The following is a 19486-nucleotide window of genomic DNA, read 5'->3' on the forward strand; positions in this document are numbered from 1 at the left end:
GAGCGAGGGCGGCGCAAGCGGCCCTCGCAGTTCGGGCGCTCGCATAACGGAATCCCGGTAGCGCAAGGCTGCAGGCGAGCGCGTTAGCGGCGGTCATGCGAGCGCGAATGGCGCTCGGTCTGACCGCTTGGCGGACTGCCCAAGGGTCCCTATCCCGCCAGCCCCATTGCCCCCGTCCGTGTCGACCGGTTAGGCTCGGCCATGTTCCTTTCCGTCTTTGAAATCTTCAAGATCGGCATCGGCCCGTCGAGTTCCCACACCATGGGGCCGATGACGGCGGCGAACCGCTTTCTCGATGAAATCCGCACCGGCGACTGGCCGCGCCCGCCCGGCGCCACGGTCGCCGCCCTCACGGCCAGCCTTCACGGATCACTGGCTTTCACCGGGGTCGGCCATGGCACCGGCCGCGCCATCATCCTCGGGCTCTGCGGGGAAGCCCCCGACAGTGTCGATCCCGACAGGATGGATGCGATCATCGCCGAGGTCGAGGCCACGGGCACCGTCACCCCGCCCGGACATCCCGCCTATCGCTTCGCGCCACAGCGGGATCTCGTCTACGACAAGGCCAATGCCCTGCCCGGCCACCCCAACGGCATGCGGTTTTCCGCCTTCGATGCCGATGGCGGGCTGCTGCTGCGGCGCGTCTATTATTCCGTCGGCGGCGGGTTCGTCGTGAGCGAAGCCGAGCTTGCGCGTGGATCGGTCGCCGACCCGGGCCCGGAAATCCCCTACCCCTTCACCAGCGCGGCAGAAATGCTGGAGATGGCGGCGCGATCGGGCCTCTCCATCGCCCAGATGAAGCGCGCGAACGAACTGACCCGGCGCTCGCCGCGCGACCTCGATGCGGGCCTCGACGCCATCTGGGCAGCCATGGAAGGCTGCATCGAACGCGGCCTGCGCTCGGAGGGCATCCTGCCTGGCGGGCTCAAGGTGCGCCGCCGCGCCCCCGCCATCCATGCCGGGCTGGCGGCCGACTGGCAGCGCAATATCCTCAATCCCATGACGGCCAATGACTGGCTCTCGGTCTATGCCATGGCCGTCAACGAGGAGAATGCCGCCGGCGGACGGGTGGTCACCGCCCCTACCAATGGCGCGGCCGGCGTCATGCCGGCGGTGCTCACCTACATCATGAAGTTCGAGGCGCGCGCCACCCGTCAGACCATCCGCGACATGCTGCTCACCGCTGCCGCGATCGGCGGCATCATCAAGCACAATGCCTCGATCTCCGGCGCCGAAGTGGGCTGTCAGGGCGAGGTGGGTTCGGCCGCCGCCATGGCCGCTGCCGCCGCCTGCGCCGCCATGGGCGGCACTCCGGCCCAGATCGAGAACGCCGCGGAAATCGCGCTCGAGCACCATCTGGGCATGACCTGCGATCCCGTGCGCGGCCTCGTGCAGATCCCCTGTATCGAGCGCAACGCCTTCGGCGCGGTCAAGGCCGTCACCGCCGCCTCGCTCGCCATGAAGGGCGATGGCGTCCACGCCGTGCCGCTCGACGCCTGCATCGAGACCATGCGCCAGACCGGTCGCGACATGAGCGATAAATACAAGGAAACCAGCCTGGGCGGGCTGGCGGTCAACGTGCCGGACTGCTGATATGGCGCCCTGACGCGCAACAGGGTTCCGGGCTGGAGGGAGCTCTCCCGGGGTTCACTGGACAAGGAAGAGATCGTGCACATTCTCATCATCGGGGCGGGCGGCATGGTCGGCCGCAAGCTCACCGAGGCGCTGGTCCGGCAGGGCCATGTGGGGGGCAACGAGATTTCGGCCCTGACGCTGGCCGACATCGTCGCCCCCACCGCCCCGGCAACCGGCATCGCCACCACGAGGCTCGCCTCCGACATGTCGCTGCCGGGCGAGGCTGAAAAGCTCGTCGCGTCGCGGCCCGATCTCATCTTCCACCTGGCAGCGATCGTCTCGGGCGAGGCCGAGGCCGATTTCGACAAGGGCTACCGCATCAACATGGATGGCACGCGCGCCCTGCTCGAAGCCATAAGGGCGGAGGGCCGCAAGGGGCCCTACAAGCCCAAGCTCGTCTTCACCTCCTCCATCGCGGTCTTTGGCGCACCCTTCCCGGACGCCATCGGCGATGAGTTCTTCAACACCCCGCTCACCTCGTATGGTACGCAGAAGACCATCTGCGAGCTGCTGATCACCGACTATTCCCGCAAGGGCTTCGTCGATGGCATCTCGGTGCGCTTCCCCACCATCACCGTGCGTCCGGGCAAGCCCAATGCGGCGGCGTCGGGCTTCTTTTCCAACATCCTGCGCGAGCCGCTGGTGGGCATCGAGGCGGTGCTGCCCGTCTCGCGCGATGTGCGCCACTGGTTCGCGTCACCGCGCGCCGGCGTCGGGTTCCTGCTCCACGCGGCCGAGCTCGATCTCACCCGTATGGGCTGGCGCCGCGCCCTCACCCTGCCCGGCCTTTCCGCCACCGTCGGCGAAGAGATCGAAGCCCTGCGCCGCGTGGCCGGCGACAAGGCGGTGGCATTGATCCGCGAGGAGCACGATCCGAAAATCGTCGCCATGGTCGATGGCTGGCCCAAGAATTTCGATGCCCGCCGCGCCGAATCCCTTGGCTTTACGGCTGAAAAGACCTTCGACGAGATCATTCGCGCCCACATCGAAGACGAACTCGGCGGCCGCATCGGCTGAACGGCCGGCCATCGACACGAGCGGCGAGTGGCGCCGAGCCCGAGACAGGGTCTAAGCAGGCCTTGCCGCGGTTACGCTCTGTGGGCCGAGCGCGGCGAGACTGGTAACCCCCATAAGGCCCATGACATTGCTGAGCTCCCCTTCGAGCAGCTCGAGTGCCCGCACTACGCCCGCCTCGCCGGCACAGGCGAGCGCCGAGGCATAGAGCCGCCCCACCGCCACGGCCTGCGCCCCGAGCGCAATGGCCTTGACGATGTCGGCGCCACGCAGGAAGCCGCCATCGACGACGATCGGCAGCCGACCGCCGACCGCCGACACCACCTCGGGCAGGATGTCGATGGTTGCCTGGCACTGGTCGAGCTGCCGCCCGCCATGGTTGGAGATGTAGATCGCCGCGACCCCCGCCTCCACCGCCAGCGCCGCATCCTCGCCGGTCTGGATGCCCTTGAGCATCACCGGCAGCGGTGCCGCCCGCTCCATGATCGCGGCAACAGTGTCCCACGTCACGCGGGCCTGATGCTCCTTGCCGGGTCGGGCATGGGCGGGCGGCTTCCATTTCTGCAGAAGCTGGCGGTCGCGGACGCCGTAATAGGCCGAATCCACCGTCACCGCGATGCCGTCATAACCGGCCGCCTTGACCGCATCGATGCTGTTGCCCACATCCGCGCTGTCGCCACGGATATAGAGCTGGAAGAATTTCGGCCCCGGTGCAGCCGCTGCGATCGCCGCGAAGCCGGGCGTGGCGACGCTCGAAACAAAACCCATCGTGCCGAAGGCCTGCGCCGCGCGGATCGCCTGGGCCGAAGCATCCTCGTGGATGAGGGCCAGCGAGCCGATCGGCGCCAGCATCACGGGGATGCGCAGGGGATGCCCCAGAAATCGCGTGGTCATGTCGATCGAAGAGACATCGCGCAACACGCGGGGTCGCAGCGCCAGACTGTCGAGTCCGAGCCGGTTGCGTCGCACCGTCATCTCGGTACCGGCGCCCCCCGTGATGTGGCCCCAGATTTCAGCCGGCGCCCGGCGCTCCGCCTCGATCATGATTTCGGGTAGTGATTGCAGGTCCATGAACGTCCTCCCTCGCCCGGATTTGTCGGCCGCAGCGCTCCCCGTGCCTGTCGGCTTCTGAGCCGATACTTGATCATACAGTCATATTGACAGCCAGTCATATACCGCCTCGTGAGTACGGCACACGCTTTTGGCGCCTGAGCGCGCACCCGAGCCGCCAAAAACCCCGGAAAACGGCATTGCAGCCGTCGTATCTATGTCATACAATCGTACCAACATCCGGTCACATGGCGCACCGATTGTGCCCGTTGCGGATGGTTCAAGGAGGAGTTCACATGGCTTTTGAAATGAAGGGCTGGCTCAAGGCCGCCGCGATGGTCGGGCTTGCCGGTGCCGCCTTTGCGCCGCACGCTGCCGTGGCGCAGAGCCCCGAGGAATTCTTTGCGGGTCAGCTCGTTACCATCCTGATCGGCCATCCGCCGGGCGGGTCGTTCGATGCCTATGCCCAGCTGGCCGCCCAGCATTACGGCAAGTACATCCCCGGCAACCCCACGGTCGTGGTGCAGTCCATGCCCGGCGGTGGTGGTAACGTTGCAGCCGCCTATTTTGCCAACCGCGCCCCGCGCGATGGCACGATGATCGCGCTCCTGCCGGAATCGCTCGCCACCCTTCAGCTGCTCGACCCGGAAGTCAGCCGCTGGGACATGAACGAGATGCGCTACATCGGCTCGTTCGCAGACGTGACCTCCGTGATGGCCGCGCGCGCCGAAGCTCCGGCCAAGACGCTCGACGAGATGAAGGCGACCGTCTCGAACGTCTCCTGCTCGGGCCGCACCACCACCTCCGCCCAGGCCGGCGCGATCTTCGCTCACTTCACCGGCGCCCAGTACAACATGGTGTGCGGCTATGACAGCGCCACCGCCTCGGTGCTGGCCGTGTTCCGTGGCGAAGCCGACATGACCACCACCGTCTGGACCTCGTGGAACTCCAACTACAAAGCCGAACTCGATTCGGGCGCCGTCGTGCCGATCCTGCAGTTCGGCCTCGAGCGCCTGCCGGACCTGCCCGATGTGCCCACCGCCATCGAGCTGGTCGAAGACCAGGCCCAGAAGGACGCCCTGGCCTTCTTTGCCGCCGGTGGCGATCTCGGCCGTGCCCTGCTCGCGCCTCCGGGCATCCCGGATGACCGCTTCGAGGCCCTTGCCACCGCCTTCGACGAACTGGTCAAGGACGAGCAGCTGCTCGCCGACGCCCAGACCCGCGGCCTGCCGATCGCGCCCAAGAATGCCGCGCAGATGGCCGATGTGCTGAGCAAGATCCTCGGCGCCTCGCCCGACGTGGTGGCGCTGCTCAACGAAGCCCGCGAAGCCGGCTTCGAATAACATCCGGATGGGCCGCCTCGCTCGCGGGGCGGCCTTTCCTCTTGATGCCGGGTCCTGCCGCTCGCGGCGGGGCCTGCGATACGCCGTTGCGGCCTCGGAGGGAGGGTGCGCGGCTGGCTGATCCATCCATCGAGAGAGCGCAGCGATGCCGACAAAGACGATGACCGGCGCGACGGTCGCGGATGCCTATCTGCAACTGCTCGCCGACCGCGGGGTCGACTATTTCTTCGCCAATGCCGGCACGGATTTCGCGCCCATCATCGAATCCTTCGCCAAGGCGCAGGCGCTCGATACCCCGGTGCCCGAGCCCGTCACCGTGCCGCACGAGAACACCGCCGTGCATATGGCGATGGGCTATTATTTCATGACTGGACGGCCCCAGGCCGTGATGGTGCATGTCAATGTCGGCACCGCCAACGGCCTCAACGGGCTGCTCAATGCCAAGCGCGGCCAGATCCCGGTGTTCTTCACCGCCGGCCGCACCCCCACCAACGAAGAAGCCTCGCTGCCTGGCCATCGCAGCCTCGACATCCACTGGACCCAGGAGATGTTCGACCAGGGCGGCATGGTGCGCGAGGCGGTCAAATGGGATTATGAGCTGCGCAATGGCGAGCAGGTGGAGACCGTCGTTGATCGCGGCCTGACCATCGCCATGAGCGAGCCGCGCGGTCCGGTCTATCTGTCGCTGCCGCGCGAGGTGCTCTCGCATCCCATGGCGAGCTATTCGTACACCTCGCCCACCCGTCAGAAGCCAGCCACCGCCGCGCGCCCCGATGCCGATGCGGTCGACGAGATCGCCTCGCTTCTGGCCAAGGCCCGCAATCCGCTGATCCTCACGGGGTCGGGCGGGCGCACGGCCGCCGCCTGGCACGCGCTGTCCGATCTTGCCGAGCGCTATGCGCTTCCTGTCATCCAGCACCGTTTCCGCATCCTGTCACTTGCTACCCATCACCCCATGAACATGGGCTATGGGCAGGATGGCTGGGTATCGGATGCCGATGTCATCCTCGTGGTCGACACGGCGGCCCCCTACGTGCCGGCCCAGCACAGGCTGCGCGATGACTGCAAGGTCATCCATATCGGGCCCGATCCGCTGCATTCCTACGTGCCCATCCGCGGCATTCCGGCCGATATCGCCCTGACCTGCGGCACGGCCGAAGGGCTCGAAGCCATCGGCGATGCGCTCGAAAGCCATGCGGTCGCCGCCCGCGACCAGATCGAGGCCCGACGCAAGGCCCTGGCCGAACGCCAGCGCAAGCTGCATGCCGGCTGGGATGCGCGGCTCGAGGATGCGCGCAACCAGCCCGTCATCCATCCAGCATGGCTCTCGCATTGCATCAGCGAGGCCAAGAACGAGGATGCGGTCGTCATCCAGGAGGCCAAGCTCCTGACCTCGCATATGCGCTTCGACCATCCGCAGACCCTGTGGAACCCCGGGGCGGCCTCGGGGCTCGGCCATGGACTGGGGGCGGCGCTGGGCGTCAAGCTCGCGGCGCCCGACCGGCAGGTGATCGGCGTGCATGGCGATGGCGCCTATATGTTCGGAAACCCGGTTTCGGCCCATTACGTCGCCGCCGAGCAGAACCTGCCGCATCTCTCGATCATCCTCAACAATGGCCGCTGGCAGGCGGTGCGCGGGGCAACCGTCGGGCAGAACCGCGACGGCTATGCCGCCCGCTCCAACCGCCAGCCGCTTACTTTCCTCGATGCCATCGACGGCTATGAAAAGGTGGTGGAAGCCGCCGGCGGCTATGGCGAAAAGGTCACCGACCCGACCGACCTGCCGCGCGCCATCGATCGTGCGCTCAAGGTGGTCGAGATCGAAAAGCGCCAGGCCGTTCTCAACGTGATCTGCTCGACCGGCTGATCCCTTCGTTTCGCCCGCGCGCCTTTCGGCACGGCCGCCCGTGAGCGGACCGCCGGGGTGGCGCGAACCCAGAAGTGGGGCCCAGGAGGCCCATCATCCAAGGACAAACCCATGGCAGAGCATTCGCGAGAAAAGAGCTTCACACCCGTCGTCACGGGCGAACCGGAATATGGCAGCGACGTCATCGCCGCCGCCATCCGCGAACAGGGGTTTCCCTATATCTGCCTCAACCCCGGCGCCAGCTATCGGCACCTGCACGACAGCCTCGTGAACTATCTGGGCAACGAGAACCCCAAAATCCTGCTCTGCATGCATGAGGAGCACGCGGTTTCGATCTGCCAGGGCTGGGCAAAGATCATGGATCGCCCGCTGGCCGCCGCCGTCCACTCCAATGTCGGGCTGATGCACGCCTCCATGGCGATCTTCGATGCGTGGTGCGATCGCACCCCCGTAGTGATCTTCGGAGCGACCGGTCCCATCGATGCCACCCAGCGCCGTCCGTGGATCGAGTGGATCCACTGCACGCTCGACCAAGGCGGGCTCGTGCGCAACTTCACCAAATGGGACGACATGCCGGCCTCGCCCGAGGCTGCGGTGGAATCGATCCGCCGCGCCACTATGCTGGCCTCGGCACGCCCCTCCGGCCCGACCTATGTCAATTTCGACATCGGCCTCCAGGAAAAGAAGCTCGACAGCGTGCCCAAGCTGCACGACATCCGCCGCTTTGCCGCCCCCGCCGATCCCGAGCCGCCCCGTGCCGAGCTGGAAAAGGCCATCGCGCTGCTTGCCAATGCCAAGAAGCCGTTCATTTTCTCGGGCCGCGTCTCGCGGTCCGAGGAAGGCTGGGCCGATCGCGTCAAGCTGGCCGAAATGCTGGGCGCAGTGGTGCTGGCGCATGTGAAGTCGCCCTGCTCCTTCCCCACAACCCATCCGCTGTTCATCGGGGAAACCGGCTGGAAGCTCTCCAAGCCCGTGCTCAAGCACCTCAAGGACGCCGATGTCGTCATCAATCTCGATTGGCTCGATATCGGCGGCACGCTCAACCAGGCCTTCCCGCCGGGCACCGAAAGCCCGCCGATCATCAGCGTCTCGAACGATTTCCAGACCCATCGCGGCTGGAACATGGACTACATGGCCCTGCCGGCGGTGGATGTGAACATCCCCACCGTGCCCGAGACGGCGGTGGCCCGCCTGATCGAAGGCCTTGCCGGCAAGCGGGCGCCCGCCAGGACCTATGAGCGCCGCCGGCTGATCCCCGATGCGCCCAAATCCGCCACCGGCCCGATCAGCCTCATGGATCTCGCCCGCGTCTTCGCCATCGAGACGCAGGAGATGAAGGTCTCGCTCGCCTCGCGCCCGCTCGGCTGGCCCAACAATGCCAACGAGCTCGAGCATCCTCATGATTATCTGGGGCACAATGGCGGGGGCGGCGTCGGCTCGGGTCCCTCCATCGCCATCGGCGTGGCGCTGGCGCTGCGCGATCTCCAGAGCGAGCGGCTGCCCGTCGCCATCCTCGGCGATGGCGATTTCACCATGGGCATGAACTGCCTGTGGACGGCGGCGCATGAAAAGATCCCGCTGCTCATGATCATCGCCAACAACCACTCCTACTTCAACGACGAGCACCACCAGGGCGACGTCGCCCGCTCGCGCGGCCGCCCGGCCAGCAATGCCTGGGTGGGCCAGCGCCTCGAGGACCCCGTGCCGGACCTGCTCTCTATCGCGCGCGGCCAGGGCATCGAAGGCGAGGGCCCGATCAAGGACATGGCCGATCTCCCGGCCGCCCTGCGTCGCGGCTTCGAGAAGGTGCGCGCCGGCCAGCCCTGGGTCATCGACGTGCACGTGCCGCCCGAATATGCGCGCGATCCGCTGTTCGAATTGGCGGAATGAGAAGAGAGGGCGGCGCCGATGGTGCCGCCCTTTTTGCATAAGATGGTGGGTTTGGGGCTACGGCCGGTCTCGGCGCAAGCGAACCTCGTCCTTCGAGACGCCCCTGCGCCGAGCCATTCGCGCATAGCGCTCATGGCCTTCCTGCGCTCCGGTCGCTCCACAGGAGCGCCCGGTCCCTGCGGGTCGCTTGGAAGCCTCAGGATGAGGTTCTCTCAGCCTCAGAACTGCCAGACCTCATGGTGAGTAGCGGCGTAGCCGCGTCTCGGATCCCGAGTGTGCTGCGCGGGCTTACTCATGTCCCAGCCCTGCCCCTATGCCTTGTCGTCGTCCCCGACGCCCGGGGTTTCTTTCCAGCGCTTGACCATGGGCAGTTCGAGATCGAAGAGGTCGAGCGCGCGGCCGACCGACTGTACGACGATGTCGTCGAGCGTCTTGGGCCGGGTATAGAAGGCGGGAACCGGCGGCATGATGATGGCGCCGTTGCGGTTGGCCTGATCCATCAGCGCGATATGCCCGGCATGCAGGGGCGTCTCGCGCAGCATCAGCACCACGCGACGCCGCTCCTTGAGGCACACATCGGCAGCCCGCACGATCAGGTCTTCATTGTAGCAATTGGCGATGCCGCTGAGCGTCTTGATCGAGCACGGCGCGACAAGCATGCCGGCGGTGCGGAACGAGCCGGACGAGATGGCGGCCCCGATATCGCGGAAGCTGTAGAGCACGTCGGCCAGCCCCTTGATCTCATCGGGACCCATGTCGACTTCATCCTGCGCCGTGCGCAGGGCGGAGGGCGACAGCACCACATGGGTTTCGACATCGGCCACCTCGCGCAGGAGCTGCAGGGCGCGGATGCCATAGATAATGCCGGATGCACCGGTCAGCGCGATGATGATGCGGCGCAAGAGGCCGAACTCCATTGAAGATGATTGATATCGTTACGAAACAAGGCCCGCACCGGACCAGCATCGACCGCTATCGGCGAGCGGGAACTGCGGCTCAAACGCCCATGGCCAGTTGCGGCTTTTCGCCCGTATCGCCATCTCCGCCATCGGTGAGATAGGCCTCGGCCGACCGGAAGGCCGACTGCGCAGAATTGGCCACATGCTGCTCGGCAGCGGCGCGGGCAGCGGCCTTGTCGCGCCGGCTGATCGCATCCACGATGGCGTCGATCTCGGCGATGGACTGCTGCTGGCGCTCAGCCCGGATGATGGAGGGCCGGCGCAGCGGCGAGGTCAGCAGCGTCAGCTTGGTGAGGATATCGAAGGCGATCGGGTTGCCGGCGCGCTTGCACAGGAGATCGTAGAAGGCGCGCTTGGCAGCAACGATGCGGTCGGCATTGCCGGATCTGTATTCGCCCTTGAGCGTCTCGGCATTGCGCTTCAGTTCGGCCACCTGCCGATCATTGGCCCGCTCGACGAACTGCTCGACGATCAGCGCCTCGAGCGCCCCACGAATGCGATAGACATTGGCGGCGTCGTCACGCGAGACCTTGGCGACGGTCAGGCCGCGATTGGACGCGTTGACGAGAATACCCTCGGCTTGGAGCTGGCGCAGCGCTTCGCGCAGGGAGGTGCGGCTCACATTGAGCTGCTCGCAGAGATCCTTCTCCACGAGCCGCGTGCCCGGCTTCAGCACGCCCGACTCGATGGCCGAGCGCAGGGAATTGATGATCTTGTTCCGCAGGGGCGCGGATTCATGCTGCAGCGGGTCGAGCCGTCCGTCGATGCGTTCCACCATGACTGCGATCTCCCTCGCTCCCGACACGAAAGCCTGCCGCCCGGCACCTGGCCGGATCGGCGCTATTGGTCATACTAACATACGAAGACTCTACGGCAAGCGCGGCATTTCACTGAGCGAAAACCGCGCTCGCGAGGCCAGTCCCGGCTAGGCCGCCGCATCCTGCAGGCTCTGCCAGATGCGCAGCGGGGTGGCGGGCATGTCGATATGGCGCACGCCGCGTGTGGCGAGCGCATCGCAGACCGCGCTCATCACGGCGGCGAGCGCCCCCACTGTGCCGGCCTCGCCCGCACCCTTGATGCCGAGCGGATTGCTCGCGGTGGGGGTGGGGTAGCTTTCCACCAGCATCTGGGGCGCATGCTCGGCGCGCGGCATGGCATAATCCATGAAGCTGGCCGAGATCAGCTGGCCGGTCTCGTCGTAAACGATTTCCTCGAGCAGTGCCTGGCCGATGCCCTGCACCACCCCTCCCCGGATCTGGCCCTTGACAAGCAGCGGGTTGATGACGCGGCCGACATCGTCGACCACGGCATAGCTCACAAGCGAGGTGGCGCCGGTAGCGGGATCGATCTCGACCTCGCAGACATGGCAGCCATTGGGGAAGGTGGCGTTCTTGGCGCTGATGAAGGCCTCGGCCTCGATGGGGCCGGAGTGGGCGGCCAGCACCTCGGTGAAGGCGATGTGGCGGTTGGTGCCGGCAACCGCGAACGAGCCCTCGGCAAAGCCGACATCGGCAGGATTGGCCTCGAGCTTTTCGGCGGCCAGGGGCGTGAGCTTTGCGACGATCTCGTCGACAGCCGCGAGCATCGCGGCACCGCCGGCCGAGAGCGTGCGCGAGCCGAAGCTGCCGGTGCCTTTCGGAACGGTGGCGGTGTCGCCGGTGACATAGGAGACTTTCGCCGCATCGAGACCGAGCGTTTCGCCCAGCACCTGCCGGAACGCCGTGCCGTGCCCCTGCCCCGTATCGACGCCGCCGGTCATCAGCATGCCCGATCCGGACGGATCGAGTGCGAGGCGGGCGAATTCGGGATTGGGCTTGCCCAGCGGCCCGCCGGCGATCTCGATGGGGTTGGAAATGCCGATGCCGCGCAGCTTGCCATCCGCTTCGGAGCGGGCACGGCGTGCGGCGAAGCCTGCCCAGTCCGCCACGACCATGGCGCGATCGAGAAGGCCGGGGAAGTCGCCGGAATCATAGGTGAAGGTCAGCGGCGTCTTGAACGGCATCTGCTCGGGCGCGATGAGGTTCCGCCGGCGGATCTCGGCCTTGTCGAGCCCCAGTTCATGGGCGGCAAGATCGATCATGCGCTCGATGATATAGGTCGCCTCGGGCCGGCCGGCGCCGCGATAGGGGGCGGTGATCTGGGCGTTGATGAACACGCCCTCGATGCGGACATGGATGGCGGGCGTGCGGTAGACGCCCGCGAGCCCGCCGATATTGGCGGTGGGCGGATGCGGCGTCGATGGCCCGATATAGGCGCCGAGCCCGGCGCGGCCCAGAACGTCGAGCGCAAGGAAGCGCCCCTCGGCATCGAGCGCGAGGGTGGCATCGACCCACTGGTCGCGGCCATGCGCATCGCACTGGAAGGATTCGAGCCGGCTCGCGAGCCAGCGCACCGGCGCGCCGACGCGGCGGGCGGCCCAGAGCACCAGCGCGTTTTCGGCAAAGGCGACATTCTTCATGCCGAAGGAGCCGCCGCAATCGAGCGCCTTGACCGCGATGCGCTCGGCCGGAATGCCGAAGACATCGGCCAGTTCGCCCGCCATGCGATGGGGGGACTGGGTGCCAAGATCGAGCTGGTATGTATCGTTCGCCGGATCGTAGCGCCCCACCGCCGAACGCGGCTCGATGGGCGCTGCGGTGACGCGGGAGATGCGCATGCGCTGGCGCACCACATGTGCGGCGGAGGCAATGGCAGCATCGGTCGCGGAAGCATCGCCCTGATCGAAGATGAAGGCGAGATTGTCCGGATACTGGTCCCAGACGCGGGGCGCATCGGGAGCAATGGCGGCCAGAGGATCGCTGACGGTCTGGCGCTCGGTGATCTCGACGACCACCGCCTCGGCCGCATCCTCCGCCTCCGCGCGGGTCTGCGCGATGACGACGGCGACGGGTTCGCCCAGAAAGCGGACTTCGTCGATGGCGAGGGGCAAAAAGCGCGGCTGGCGCATCGGCCCGCCATCGGGACCCGGATGGGTGAGGCGCGGCTTGAACGGCTTGATGCCATCGGCGAGGAGGTCGGGCCCGGTGAAGACGGCGACGACGCCCGGCATGTCGAGCGCGGCCGAGGCATCGATGCTGTCGATATGGCCGGCACCGACCCCGGAGCGCACGACCACGAGGGCGAGTTCGCCCGGAAAGCGCACGTCGGAGGTGTAGCGCCCCTCGCCCCGGATCAGGCGATCATCCTCGATGCGCAGCTGCGACTCGCCCATCCTCATGGCGCGTTAGCCCTTCTTTTCGATGTTGCGGACCGGCGTCTCGGGCTTCATGCCGCTCTTGCGACGATCGAAGGTGTTGGCGCCATTGGTGCGCCAGTCGCCCTTGACGGCGGCGTCGGCGAATGCGCTCCAGCGATCGTCCCAGTCACCCAGGTGGTAGCCGTGCCAGGGCGGCTGAGGGGTGAGCGCAGGCAGCTGAAGCTCTTCCCAGATGGTCTTGGCGCGTGACATGAACTGCTCGGCCGGCAGCGCCAGAGGCGGCATCGGGGCCTTGAGCGTCGCATCGATCATCAGCGTCGATTCCGCGCTCTTGCCGCCCGATTTCGGGCCGTGCCCGCCCGACCGGTACGGCATGACATGAAGGTCGTCGGTCATGTTGGCGCGATAGGCCAGCGACCAGAACACCGCATCGGCATTGCGCGCATCGATATCGTCGGAGACCGCGATAACGATCTTGCCGCACTGGGCCTGCAGCGTGGCAGCGCCCTGCATGCCGCGCCAGATTTCGGACTGCGGCGCCGACCGGTCGAACTGCAGGAAGAGCACCTTGCGGATATTGGTGAGCGGCTCGTGCATCACGACGTTCTTGATGCCCTTGATGTTGAGCTGCGTCTTGAGGTGATCAAGGAAGAGCGGCTCGTAAGCGACTCTTTTCAATACGCTCGATTCGCTCGGGGTCACCTGCGAGACGATCGAGACGAAGACCGGCTTGCGCTTGCGGGTGATGGCGGTCACCTGCATCGACATGTTGAAATCCTCGAGCGCCACGTGGCCGTGGCTCTCTCCGAAGGGACCCTCGGGCTCGAGTAGCTCGGTATCGATCAGGCCCTCGATGACGATTTCGGCGTCGGCGGGCACTTCGAGATCGACGGTCAAGCATTTGACCACCGGGATCGGCTTGCCGACGAGGCCGCCGGCCACCGCCATTTCGTCCTCGTCGATCGAGAGCTTCTGCGGCCCGGTGAAGATCACCGCCGGCGCGCAGCCGAGCACGATGGCGCAGGGCATCTTCTGGCCCATCTTCTGATATTTGAGCCAGTGCTGGTAGCCGCCGGCGCCTGAAAGCCGGCTCGCCATGCGCACGCCCAGCCGATCCTGCGCCTTAAGCGCGGCGCGGTAGGTGCCCATGTTGCGGATGCCGTTTTCGGGATCCTTGGTGACGCAGAGCGTTGCGGTGAGATATGGCGCGCTGTCAAAGCCGGGCGTGGAAATCGGCACGGGCAGCGAGGCGAGCCCGCCGCCAGGCCTCGTGAGATCCTCGCCCGTCATCACCACCTCCTGGCAGGGAGCGGTTTCGACACGGACCGGGGCGATGGGGTTGTTCATCGCCCTCACCCAGACATCGCCGATAGCCTCGGGCGCAACGCCCAGGCCCATGGCATAGATGGCCGGGTTGGCGGCAAGGATGCCAACGGCGACGGGAATATCGTAGCGCTCGCCCCCGGCCCCGACGACATCAGTAAAGAGGAAGCCGCGACGCTGTTCCTCGCGCAGGCCGCCCTGGAACTGCCAGCGCGCGAGGGGATGGAGTTCGCTGTCCTTGTCGATTTCGCGACCGATCCGGGTCAGGAGACCGGCCTTGTCCAGCCTCGCCAGATGGTCCTGAAGGTCCATCGGGGCTCCATCATACTCGCTCATGACTGCCTGATCCCTGATTGCTGCTGACGGGCCCGCTTGCGCTGCGGCTCTCTATTGACACATGGGGCCAAGACCTTGAAATCCCTCGCATCCGCAAGGAACCCGGCGCGCCCCCGACACCTCCGGACTTCGCCCCTGCCCGAGGCCGGACGAAATTTCCTGTTGCCAGCAATACTGTCATACATTAATACGAAGATCAACAGCGACGGACGCTGCGAACCGGCCTTGCCAAGGGCTCGCAGGCGCCGCAACAGACACGAGAAGAGGTCTCATGGCACCCTTTCCGTCTCCTGGAGACCCGGGCGACCATCGTCAGCCACTGCCCTCGGCCTGGCCCAATGACAGCTATCCGGTCCTGCGCCATGTGGGCGACAAGCTTTTTCGTCATATCGGCAAGCCGATCGAGCGCAAGGAAGATCAGCGCCTCGTGACCGGCAAGGGCCGGTTCAGCGACGACTTCTCGCTGCCCGGCCAGACCTTCGCGGCCATGGTGCGCTCGCCTCATGCGCATGCGCGCATCCGCGGCATCGACGCCTCTGCGGCGCTCGCCATGCCCGGCGTGCTGGCCGTGGTGACGGGACAGGACCTGCTCGATGCCGGCCTCGTGCCGGTGCCGCACAACCCCGTGCCCTCGACCCGCTATGACGTGAAGCTCACCGCGCCCGGTGGCGGCAAGCCGTTTATCGGTCCGCACCTTCTTTTGCCGGTCGACAAGGCGCGCCATGTCGGCGAGGCCGTCGCCATGGTCATCGCCGAGACCGCTGCCCAGGCCGCCGATGCGGCCGAGCAGGTCGAGGTGGACTATGAAGAACTGCCCTTCGTGGTCGAGACCGCCAAGGCGTTCGCGCCGGGCGCGCCGGCGGTGTGGGATGAAGTTGCCGACAACGTCTTCATCGATTCCACCTATGGCGACGAGGAGGCGACCGACCGGGCCTTTGCCGAAGCCGACCATGTGGTGAAGGCCCGCTTCCACATTCCGCGCGTCACCGCCGTGACGATGGAGCCGCGCGCCGCGCTCGGCGCCTTCGATGCCGAGACCGGCCGCTTCACGCTCTGGGCCGGCAGCGGCGGGGCGGTGCGCCAGAAGCGCGAACTCTCCGAAGTGCTTGGCATCAGGCCCTCGGCGCTCAGGGTGCTTTCCTTCGACGTGGGCGGCAATTTCGGCGCCCGCAATCGCGTCTATGTCGAATTCGGGCTGGTGCTGTTCGCGAGCCGGCTCGTCGGCCGGCCGGTGAAATATACCGCGACGCGCTCGGAAGCCTTCCTCACCGACTATCAGGGCCGCGACCTGCTGACGACGGTGGAACTGGCGCTCGACAAATCGGGCAAGTTCCTGGCGCTGCGGGCTGACAATGTCTCGAATGTGGGGATGCGCTGCGTGTCGCTCTCCCCGCTCTCCAAGGGCTCGGGGCTGATCACGGGCTCCTATGTCATTCCGCATGCGACGCTCAGGGCCCGCGCGGTGTTCACCAACACCATGTGCACCCAGGCCTATCGGTCGTCCGGCCGGCCCGAGGTGACCTATGCGATCGAGCGTATCGTCGACATCGCCGCACGCAAGCTCGGCTTCGATCCCTTCGCCTTAAGGCGGATGAACCTCGTGCCGCCCGAGGCGATGCCCTACCGCAACGCGGTGGATTCCACTTATGACAGCGGCACCTATGAAGCCAATATGGACCGGGTGCTCGAACTGGCCGGCTGGGCCGACCTGCCCGAACGCCGGGCGGCGGCCAAGAGGCGCGGGCGGCTGCTGGGCTTCGGCTTTGCCAATTACGTCGAAAGCTCCATCGGCACGCCCAAGGAGCGCTCGGAAATCACCGTCAAGGCCGATGGCAGCATCGCCGTGGTGATCGGCACCCAGCCCTCGGGACAGGGGCACGAGACGAGCTTTGCTCAGGTGGTTGCCGACATGCTCGAAGTGCCGGTGGCACAGGTCAACATCGTTCTGGGCGACACCGATATCGTCAGCGTCGGCGGCGGCTCGCATTCGGGCCGCTCGATGCGCCATGCCGGCACGGTGATGGCGCTTGCGTCCGACCGGCTGATCGAGGAAGCCCTCACTCGCGGTGCCACGGTATTCGACGTGCCGCGCGAACAGATGGCCTATCGCGACGGGCGCGTCGTGGCCGAAGGCACAAATCTGGCGCTCGACCTCTTTGAACTCGCCGAGCGGACGGAGGCCGATTTCGGGCCCCTCGCCTCGGTGGCCGACAACGAGATGCATACCCCGGTCTTCCCCAATGGCGCGGCGGTGTGCGAGGTGGAAATCGACCCCGAGACCGGGCTTGTCGAGATCACCCGCTATACCAGCGTCGACGATGTGGGGCGCTGCATCAACCCGCTGATCGTGCACGGCCAAACCCATGGCGGCATCGCGCAGGGCGTGGGCCAGGCGATGTGGGAGCTCTCCTATGTCGACCCCGACACCGGGCAGCCGCTGGCCGGCTCGTTCATGGATTACGGCATGCCGCGTGCCGATGGCCTGCCCTCCTTCACCGCCGAAATCGCCGAGGTGATCTCGCCGACCAATCCGCTCGGCATCAAGGCCGGCGGCGAGGGCGGCACGACCCCGGCGCTGGCGACCGTGACGCTGGCCGTGCTCGATGCTCTGCGTCCGCTTGGCGTCAGCGACATCAAGATGCCTGTGACCCCGCTCAATGTCTGGACCGCCATCCAGAAGGCGAAGTCCAACCCCAATACCGACCCGGAGGCCTGGCAGGAATGAGTGAGACGACCAAAACGACGGTGCGGGTCATCGCCTTTCCCGGCGCGCCCAACCTTCCGGTCTTTGCTGCCGAGGCGCAGGGCTTTTTCGCGCGCGAGGGGCTGACCCTCGAATTCACCGCAACCCCGAGCTCGGTCTACCAGGCCGAACAGCTGGCTGCCGGTACGTTCGATATCGCCTTTACCGCCTTCGACAATGTCGTGGCCTATTCCGAGGGCCAGGGCGCTGCAAAGATCATGGGCGATCCCGGCTTCTGCGTCATCGCCGGGGCGACCCAGCTCGAGCTCGCCTTCGTCGTTGCGCCCGATGTCGAGCGCTTTGAGGATCTCGGGCAGCGCTCCATCGCGCTCGATGCGGTCAATACCGGCTTCGCCTTCGTGCTCTACGACATGATGGAAAAGCACGGCATCGACCCCAAGGCCTATCCCTTTGCCGCCGTGGGCGCGACCCCGCAGCGCTGGCAGTCGGTGAAAGCCGGCGAGCATGTGGGCACTTTGACCATCGAGCCGTTCACGGCCATGGCGGTCAATGATGGCTTCCGCGTGCTGATGCGCTCGACCGAACTCTACGACGCCTATCAGGGCGGCATCATCGCCTCGCGGCGCGACTGGGTTTCGTCCAATCCCGAGACGGTCAAGGCCTTCCTGCGCGCTTATCTCGCCGGGCTCGACTGGACCCTCGACCCGGCCAATCGCGAGGCGGCCGAGGCGTTGCTGCTCTCGAAGATGGAGGCGATCAAGCCGCAGGCGGCAAAGCCGGTGATGAAGAGTCTGCTCTCGGAGCGCTCGGGGCTGACCCCAAATGCCGCGATCCTGCCCGAGGGCATGCAGAAGGTGCTGGAGCTGCGCTCGCGCTATGGCGGGGGCAAGACGCTTTCGGGCATCGATCGCTATCTTGCACTCGATGCCTATGACGCGGTGATGGCGGAACGCTGAGGCCCGACGGGCTGACGGCGGGCGAAAGGAACGGCGATGGAACTCAAAGGCGCATATCAGATCCCCGCCCCGCGCGAACGGGTCTGGGCCCTGCTCAACGATCCCGACGTGCTGGGCGCCTGCATCCCCGGCTGCGAAGGCCTGACCGGCAGCATTGAGGACGGCTTTGCCGCCAAGGTGACCACCAAGATCGGGCCGGTAAAGGCGACGTTCACCGGCGCGGTGACCCTCTCCAACATCAATGCGCCCGAGAGCTATCGTATCTCGGGCGAGGGCAAGGGCGGGGTCGCCGGCTTCGCCCGCGGCGGCGCCGATGTGCACCTCGCCGAGCAGGATGGCGGCACGCTGCTGACCTATGACGTGCAGGCCCAGGTGGGCGGCAAGCTGGCGCAGCTGGGCTCGCGCCTGATCGATGCCACCGCCAAGAAGCTCGCCGACGAATTCTTCTCCTGCTTTGCCGCCAAGGCGGCCCTGCCCGCCGATGCCCCGCAGGCCTCTGCCGGTGCCCCGTTGGCGGAGGCCCTGACGGCAGCGCCTGCCGCGGCCGCGCCCATCGCCGCATCGCAGCCCATGGCGGGCAGCATTCCCGCCGCGGCGCCGGCACGGCGCAGCATCGGCGACAGGCTGATGCCGGGCCTCATCCTCCTCGGCCTTGCGGCCACCACCATTCTCGTCATCGCCGTCAGCTGACGGCCGACCTTCGCGGAGACCACCCATGACCCATGTGACCATGACCGTGAATGGCAGGCCGGTATCCGGCGACGTCGAAGGCCGCACGCTGCTCGTGCAGTTTCTGCGCGAACATCTGGGCCTCACCGGCACGCATGTGGGCTGCGACACCACCCAGTGCGGCGCCTGCGTGGTGCATATGGATGGCCGCTCGGTCAAAAGCTGCACCGTGCTGGCGGCCTCGGCCGAAGGCGCGAGCGTTACCACCATCGAGGGCCTCGCCAATGGCGAGACGCTGCACCCCATGCAGGAGGCTTTTCGCAAGCATCACGGTCTGCAATGCGGCTATTGCACCCCGGGCATGATCATGGCGGCCGTCGATATCGTGCGCCGGCATGGCAACGCGCTCGACGAAAAAACGGTGCGCCACGAGCTCGAAGGCAATCTCTGCCGCTGCACCGGCTATCACAATATCGTCGAAGCCGTGCTGGCGGTGGCCAAGGACGCGCCGGCCCCGGCCCACACGGGCGCCTGAGGAGGATCG

Annotated in this window: 14 protein-coding genes; 9 read left to right on the plus strand and 5 right to left on the minus strand. The window is 66.6% G+C overall.

Going from position 1 to position 19486, the window contains the following annotated elements:
• Window positions 1-201: 201 nt before the first annotated feature.
• Together BT183_RS07655 and denD are read left to right on the plus strand one after the other, a co-directional pair.
• The gene (locus tag BT183_RS07655; protein WP_072340530.1) at window positions 202-1593 is read left to right on the plus strand and encodes an L-serine ammonia-lyase; all 1392 of its coding nucleotides are present in this window, start codon (window positions 202-204) and stop codon (window positions 1591-1593) included.
• Between the two features lie 75 nt (window positions 1594-1668).
• Complete coding sequence (gene denD, locus BT183_RS07660) at window positions 1669-2652, plus strand: D-erythronate dehydrogenase (protein WP_072340533.1); 984 nt, start codon at window positions 1669-1671, stop codon at window positions 2650-2652.
• A 51-nt stretch (window positions 2653-2703) separates the two neighbouring features.
• Here denD and BT183_RS07665 read toward each other — a convergent pair whose 3' ends face one another.
• Window positions 2704-3720, minus strand: a complete 1017-nt coding sequence (locus tag BT183_RS07665; protein ID WP_072340536.1) for an alpha-hydroxy acid oxidase — start codon at window positions 3718-3720, stop codon at window positions 2704-2706.
• A gap of 275 nt (window positions 3721-3995) precedes the next feature.
• On the opposite strand from BT183_RS07665, the gene BT183_RS07670 reads away from it, so the two are divergent.
• The 3 genes from BT183_RS07670 to BT183_RS07680 all read left to right on the plus strand — a co-directional run bounded on the left by BT183_RS07670 (window position 3996) and on the right by BT183_RS07680 (window position 8799).
• Window positions 3996-5042 carry a tripartite tricarboxylate transporter substrate-binding protein gene (locus BT183_RS07670; RefSeq protein WP_072340539.1) on the plus strand — a complete coding sequence of 349 codons (1047 nt, stop codon included), beginning with the start codon at window positions 3996-3998 and terminating at the stop codon, window positions 5040-5042.
• A gap of 145 nt (window positions 5043-5187) precedes the next feature.
• Window positions 5188-6909, plus strand: coding sequence for a thiamine pyrophosphate-requiring protein (locus BT183_RS07675; RefSeq protein ID WP_072340541.1), 1722 nt, complete (start codon window positions 5188-5190; stop codon window positions 6907-6909).
• A 111-nt stretch (window positions 6910-7020) separates the two neighbouring features.
• Complete coding sequence (locus BT183_RS07680) at window positions 7021-8799, plus strand: thiamine pyrophosphate-binding protein (RefSeq protein WP_072340544.1); 1779 nt, start codon at window positions 7021-7023, stop codon at window positions 8797-8799.
• Window positions 8800-9110: 311 nt separating this feature from the next.
• On the opposite strand, the gene BT183_RS07685 is transcribed toward BT183_RS07680, so the two are convergent.
• The 4 genes from BT183_RS07685 to BT183_RS07700 all read right to left on the minus strand — a co-directional run bounded on the left by BT183_RS07685 (window position 9111) and on the right by BT183_RS07700 (window position 14613).
• On the minus strand, window positions 9111-9701 hold the full coding sequence (locus BT183_RS07685; RefSeq protein ID WP_072341738.1) for a UbiX family flavin prenyltransferase: 591 nt from the start codon (window positions 9699-9701) through the stop codon (window positions 9111-9113).
• Between the two features lie 94 nt (window positions 9702-9795).
• Window positions 9796-10536, minus strand: coding sequence for a GntR family transcriptional regulator (locus BT183_RS07690; RefSeq protein WP_084603318.1), 741 nt, complete (start codon window positions 10534-10536; stop codon window positions 9796-9798).
• A gap of 147 nt (window positions 10537-10683) precedes the next feature.
• The gene (locus tag BT183_RS07695) at window positions 10684-12975 is read right to left on the minus strand and encodes a xanthine dehydrogenase family protein molybdopterin-binding subunit (protein WP_072340547.1); all 2292 of its coding nucleotides are present in this window, start codon (window positions 12973-12975) and stop codon (window positions 10684-10686) included.
• A gap of 6 nt (window positions 12976-12981) precedes the next feature.
• On the minus strand, window positions 12982-14613 hold the full coding sequence (locus BT183_RS07700; protein WP_072340550.1) for a UbiD family decarboxylase: 1632 nt from the start codon (window positions 14611-14613) through the stop codon (window positions 12982-12984).
• Between the two features lie 271 nt (window positions 14614-14884).
• Here BT183_RS07700 and BT183_RS07705 point away from each other — a divergent pair, with 271 nt between their 5' ends.
• From BT183_RS07705 to BT183_RS07720, 4 genes are read left to right on the plus strand one after another with little or no spacing between them, the layout of a single operon-like run.
• On the plus strand, window positions 14885-17338 hold the full coding sequence (locus BT183_RS07705; RefSeq protein ID WP_084603319.1) for a xanthine dehydrogenase family protein molybdopterin-binding subunit: 2454 nt from the start codon (window positions 14885-14887) through the stop codon (window positions 17336-17338).
• Entirely contained in the window at window positions 17335-18273 is a 939-nt protein-coding gene (locus BT183_RS07710; RefSeq protein ID WP_072340553.1) for an ABC transporter substrate-binding protein, read from the plus strand. The genes BT183_RS07705 and BT183_RS07710 overlap by 4 nt, the downstream gene beginning before the upstream one ends.
• A 36-nt stretch (window positions 18274-18309) precedes the next feature.
• Entirely contained in the window at window positions 18310-18963 is a 654-nt protein-coding gene (locus BT183_RS07715) for an SRPBCC family protein (protein ID WP_072340555.1), read from the plus strand.
• Between the two features lie 25 nt (window positions 18964-18988).
• Window positions 18989-19477: a (2Fe-2S)-binding protein gene (locus tag BT183_RS07720; protein ID WP_072340558.1), complete on the plus strand. Its 489-nt coding sequence runs from the start codon at window positions 18989-18991 to the stop codon at window positions 19475-19477.
• The last annotated feature ends 9 nt before the right edge of the window (window positions 19478-19486 follow it).

Origin of the sequence: Devosia enhydra, assembly GCF_900119845.1 — a bacterium.
GTDB lineage: Bacteria > Pseudomonadota > Alphaproteobacteria > Rhizobiales > Devosiaceae > FPKU01.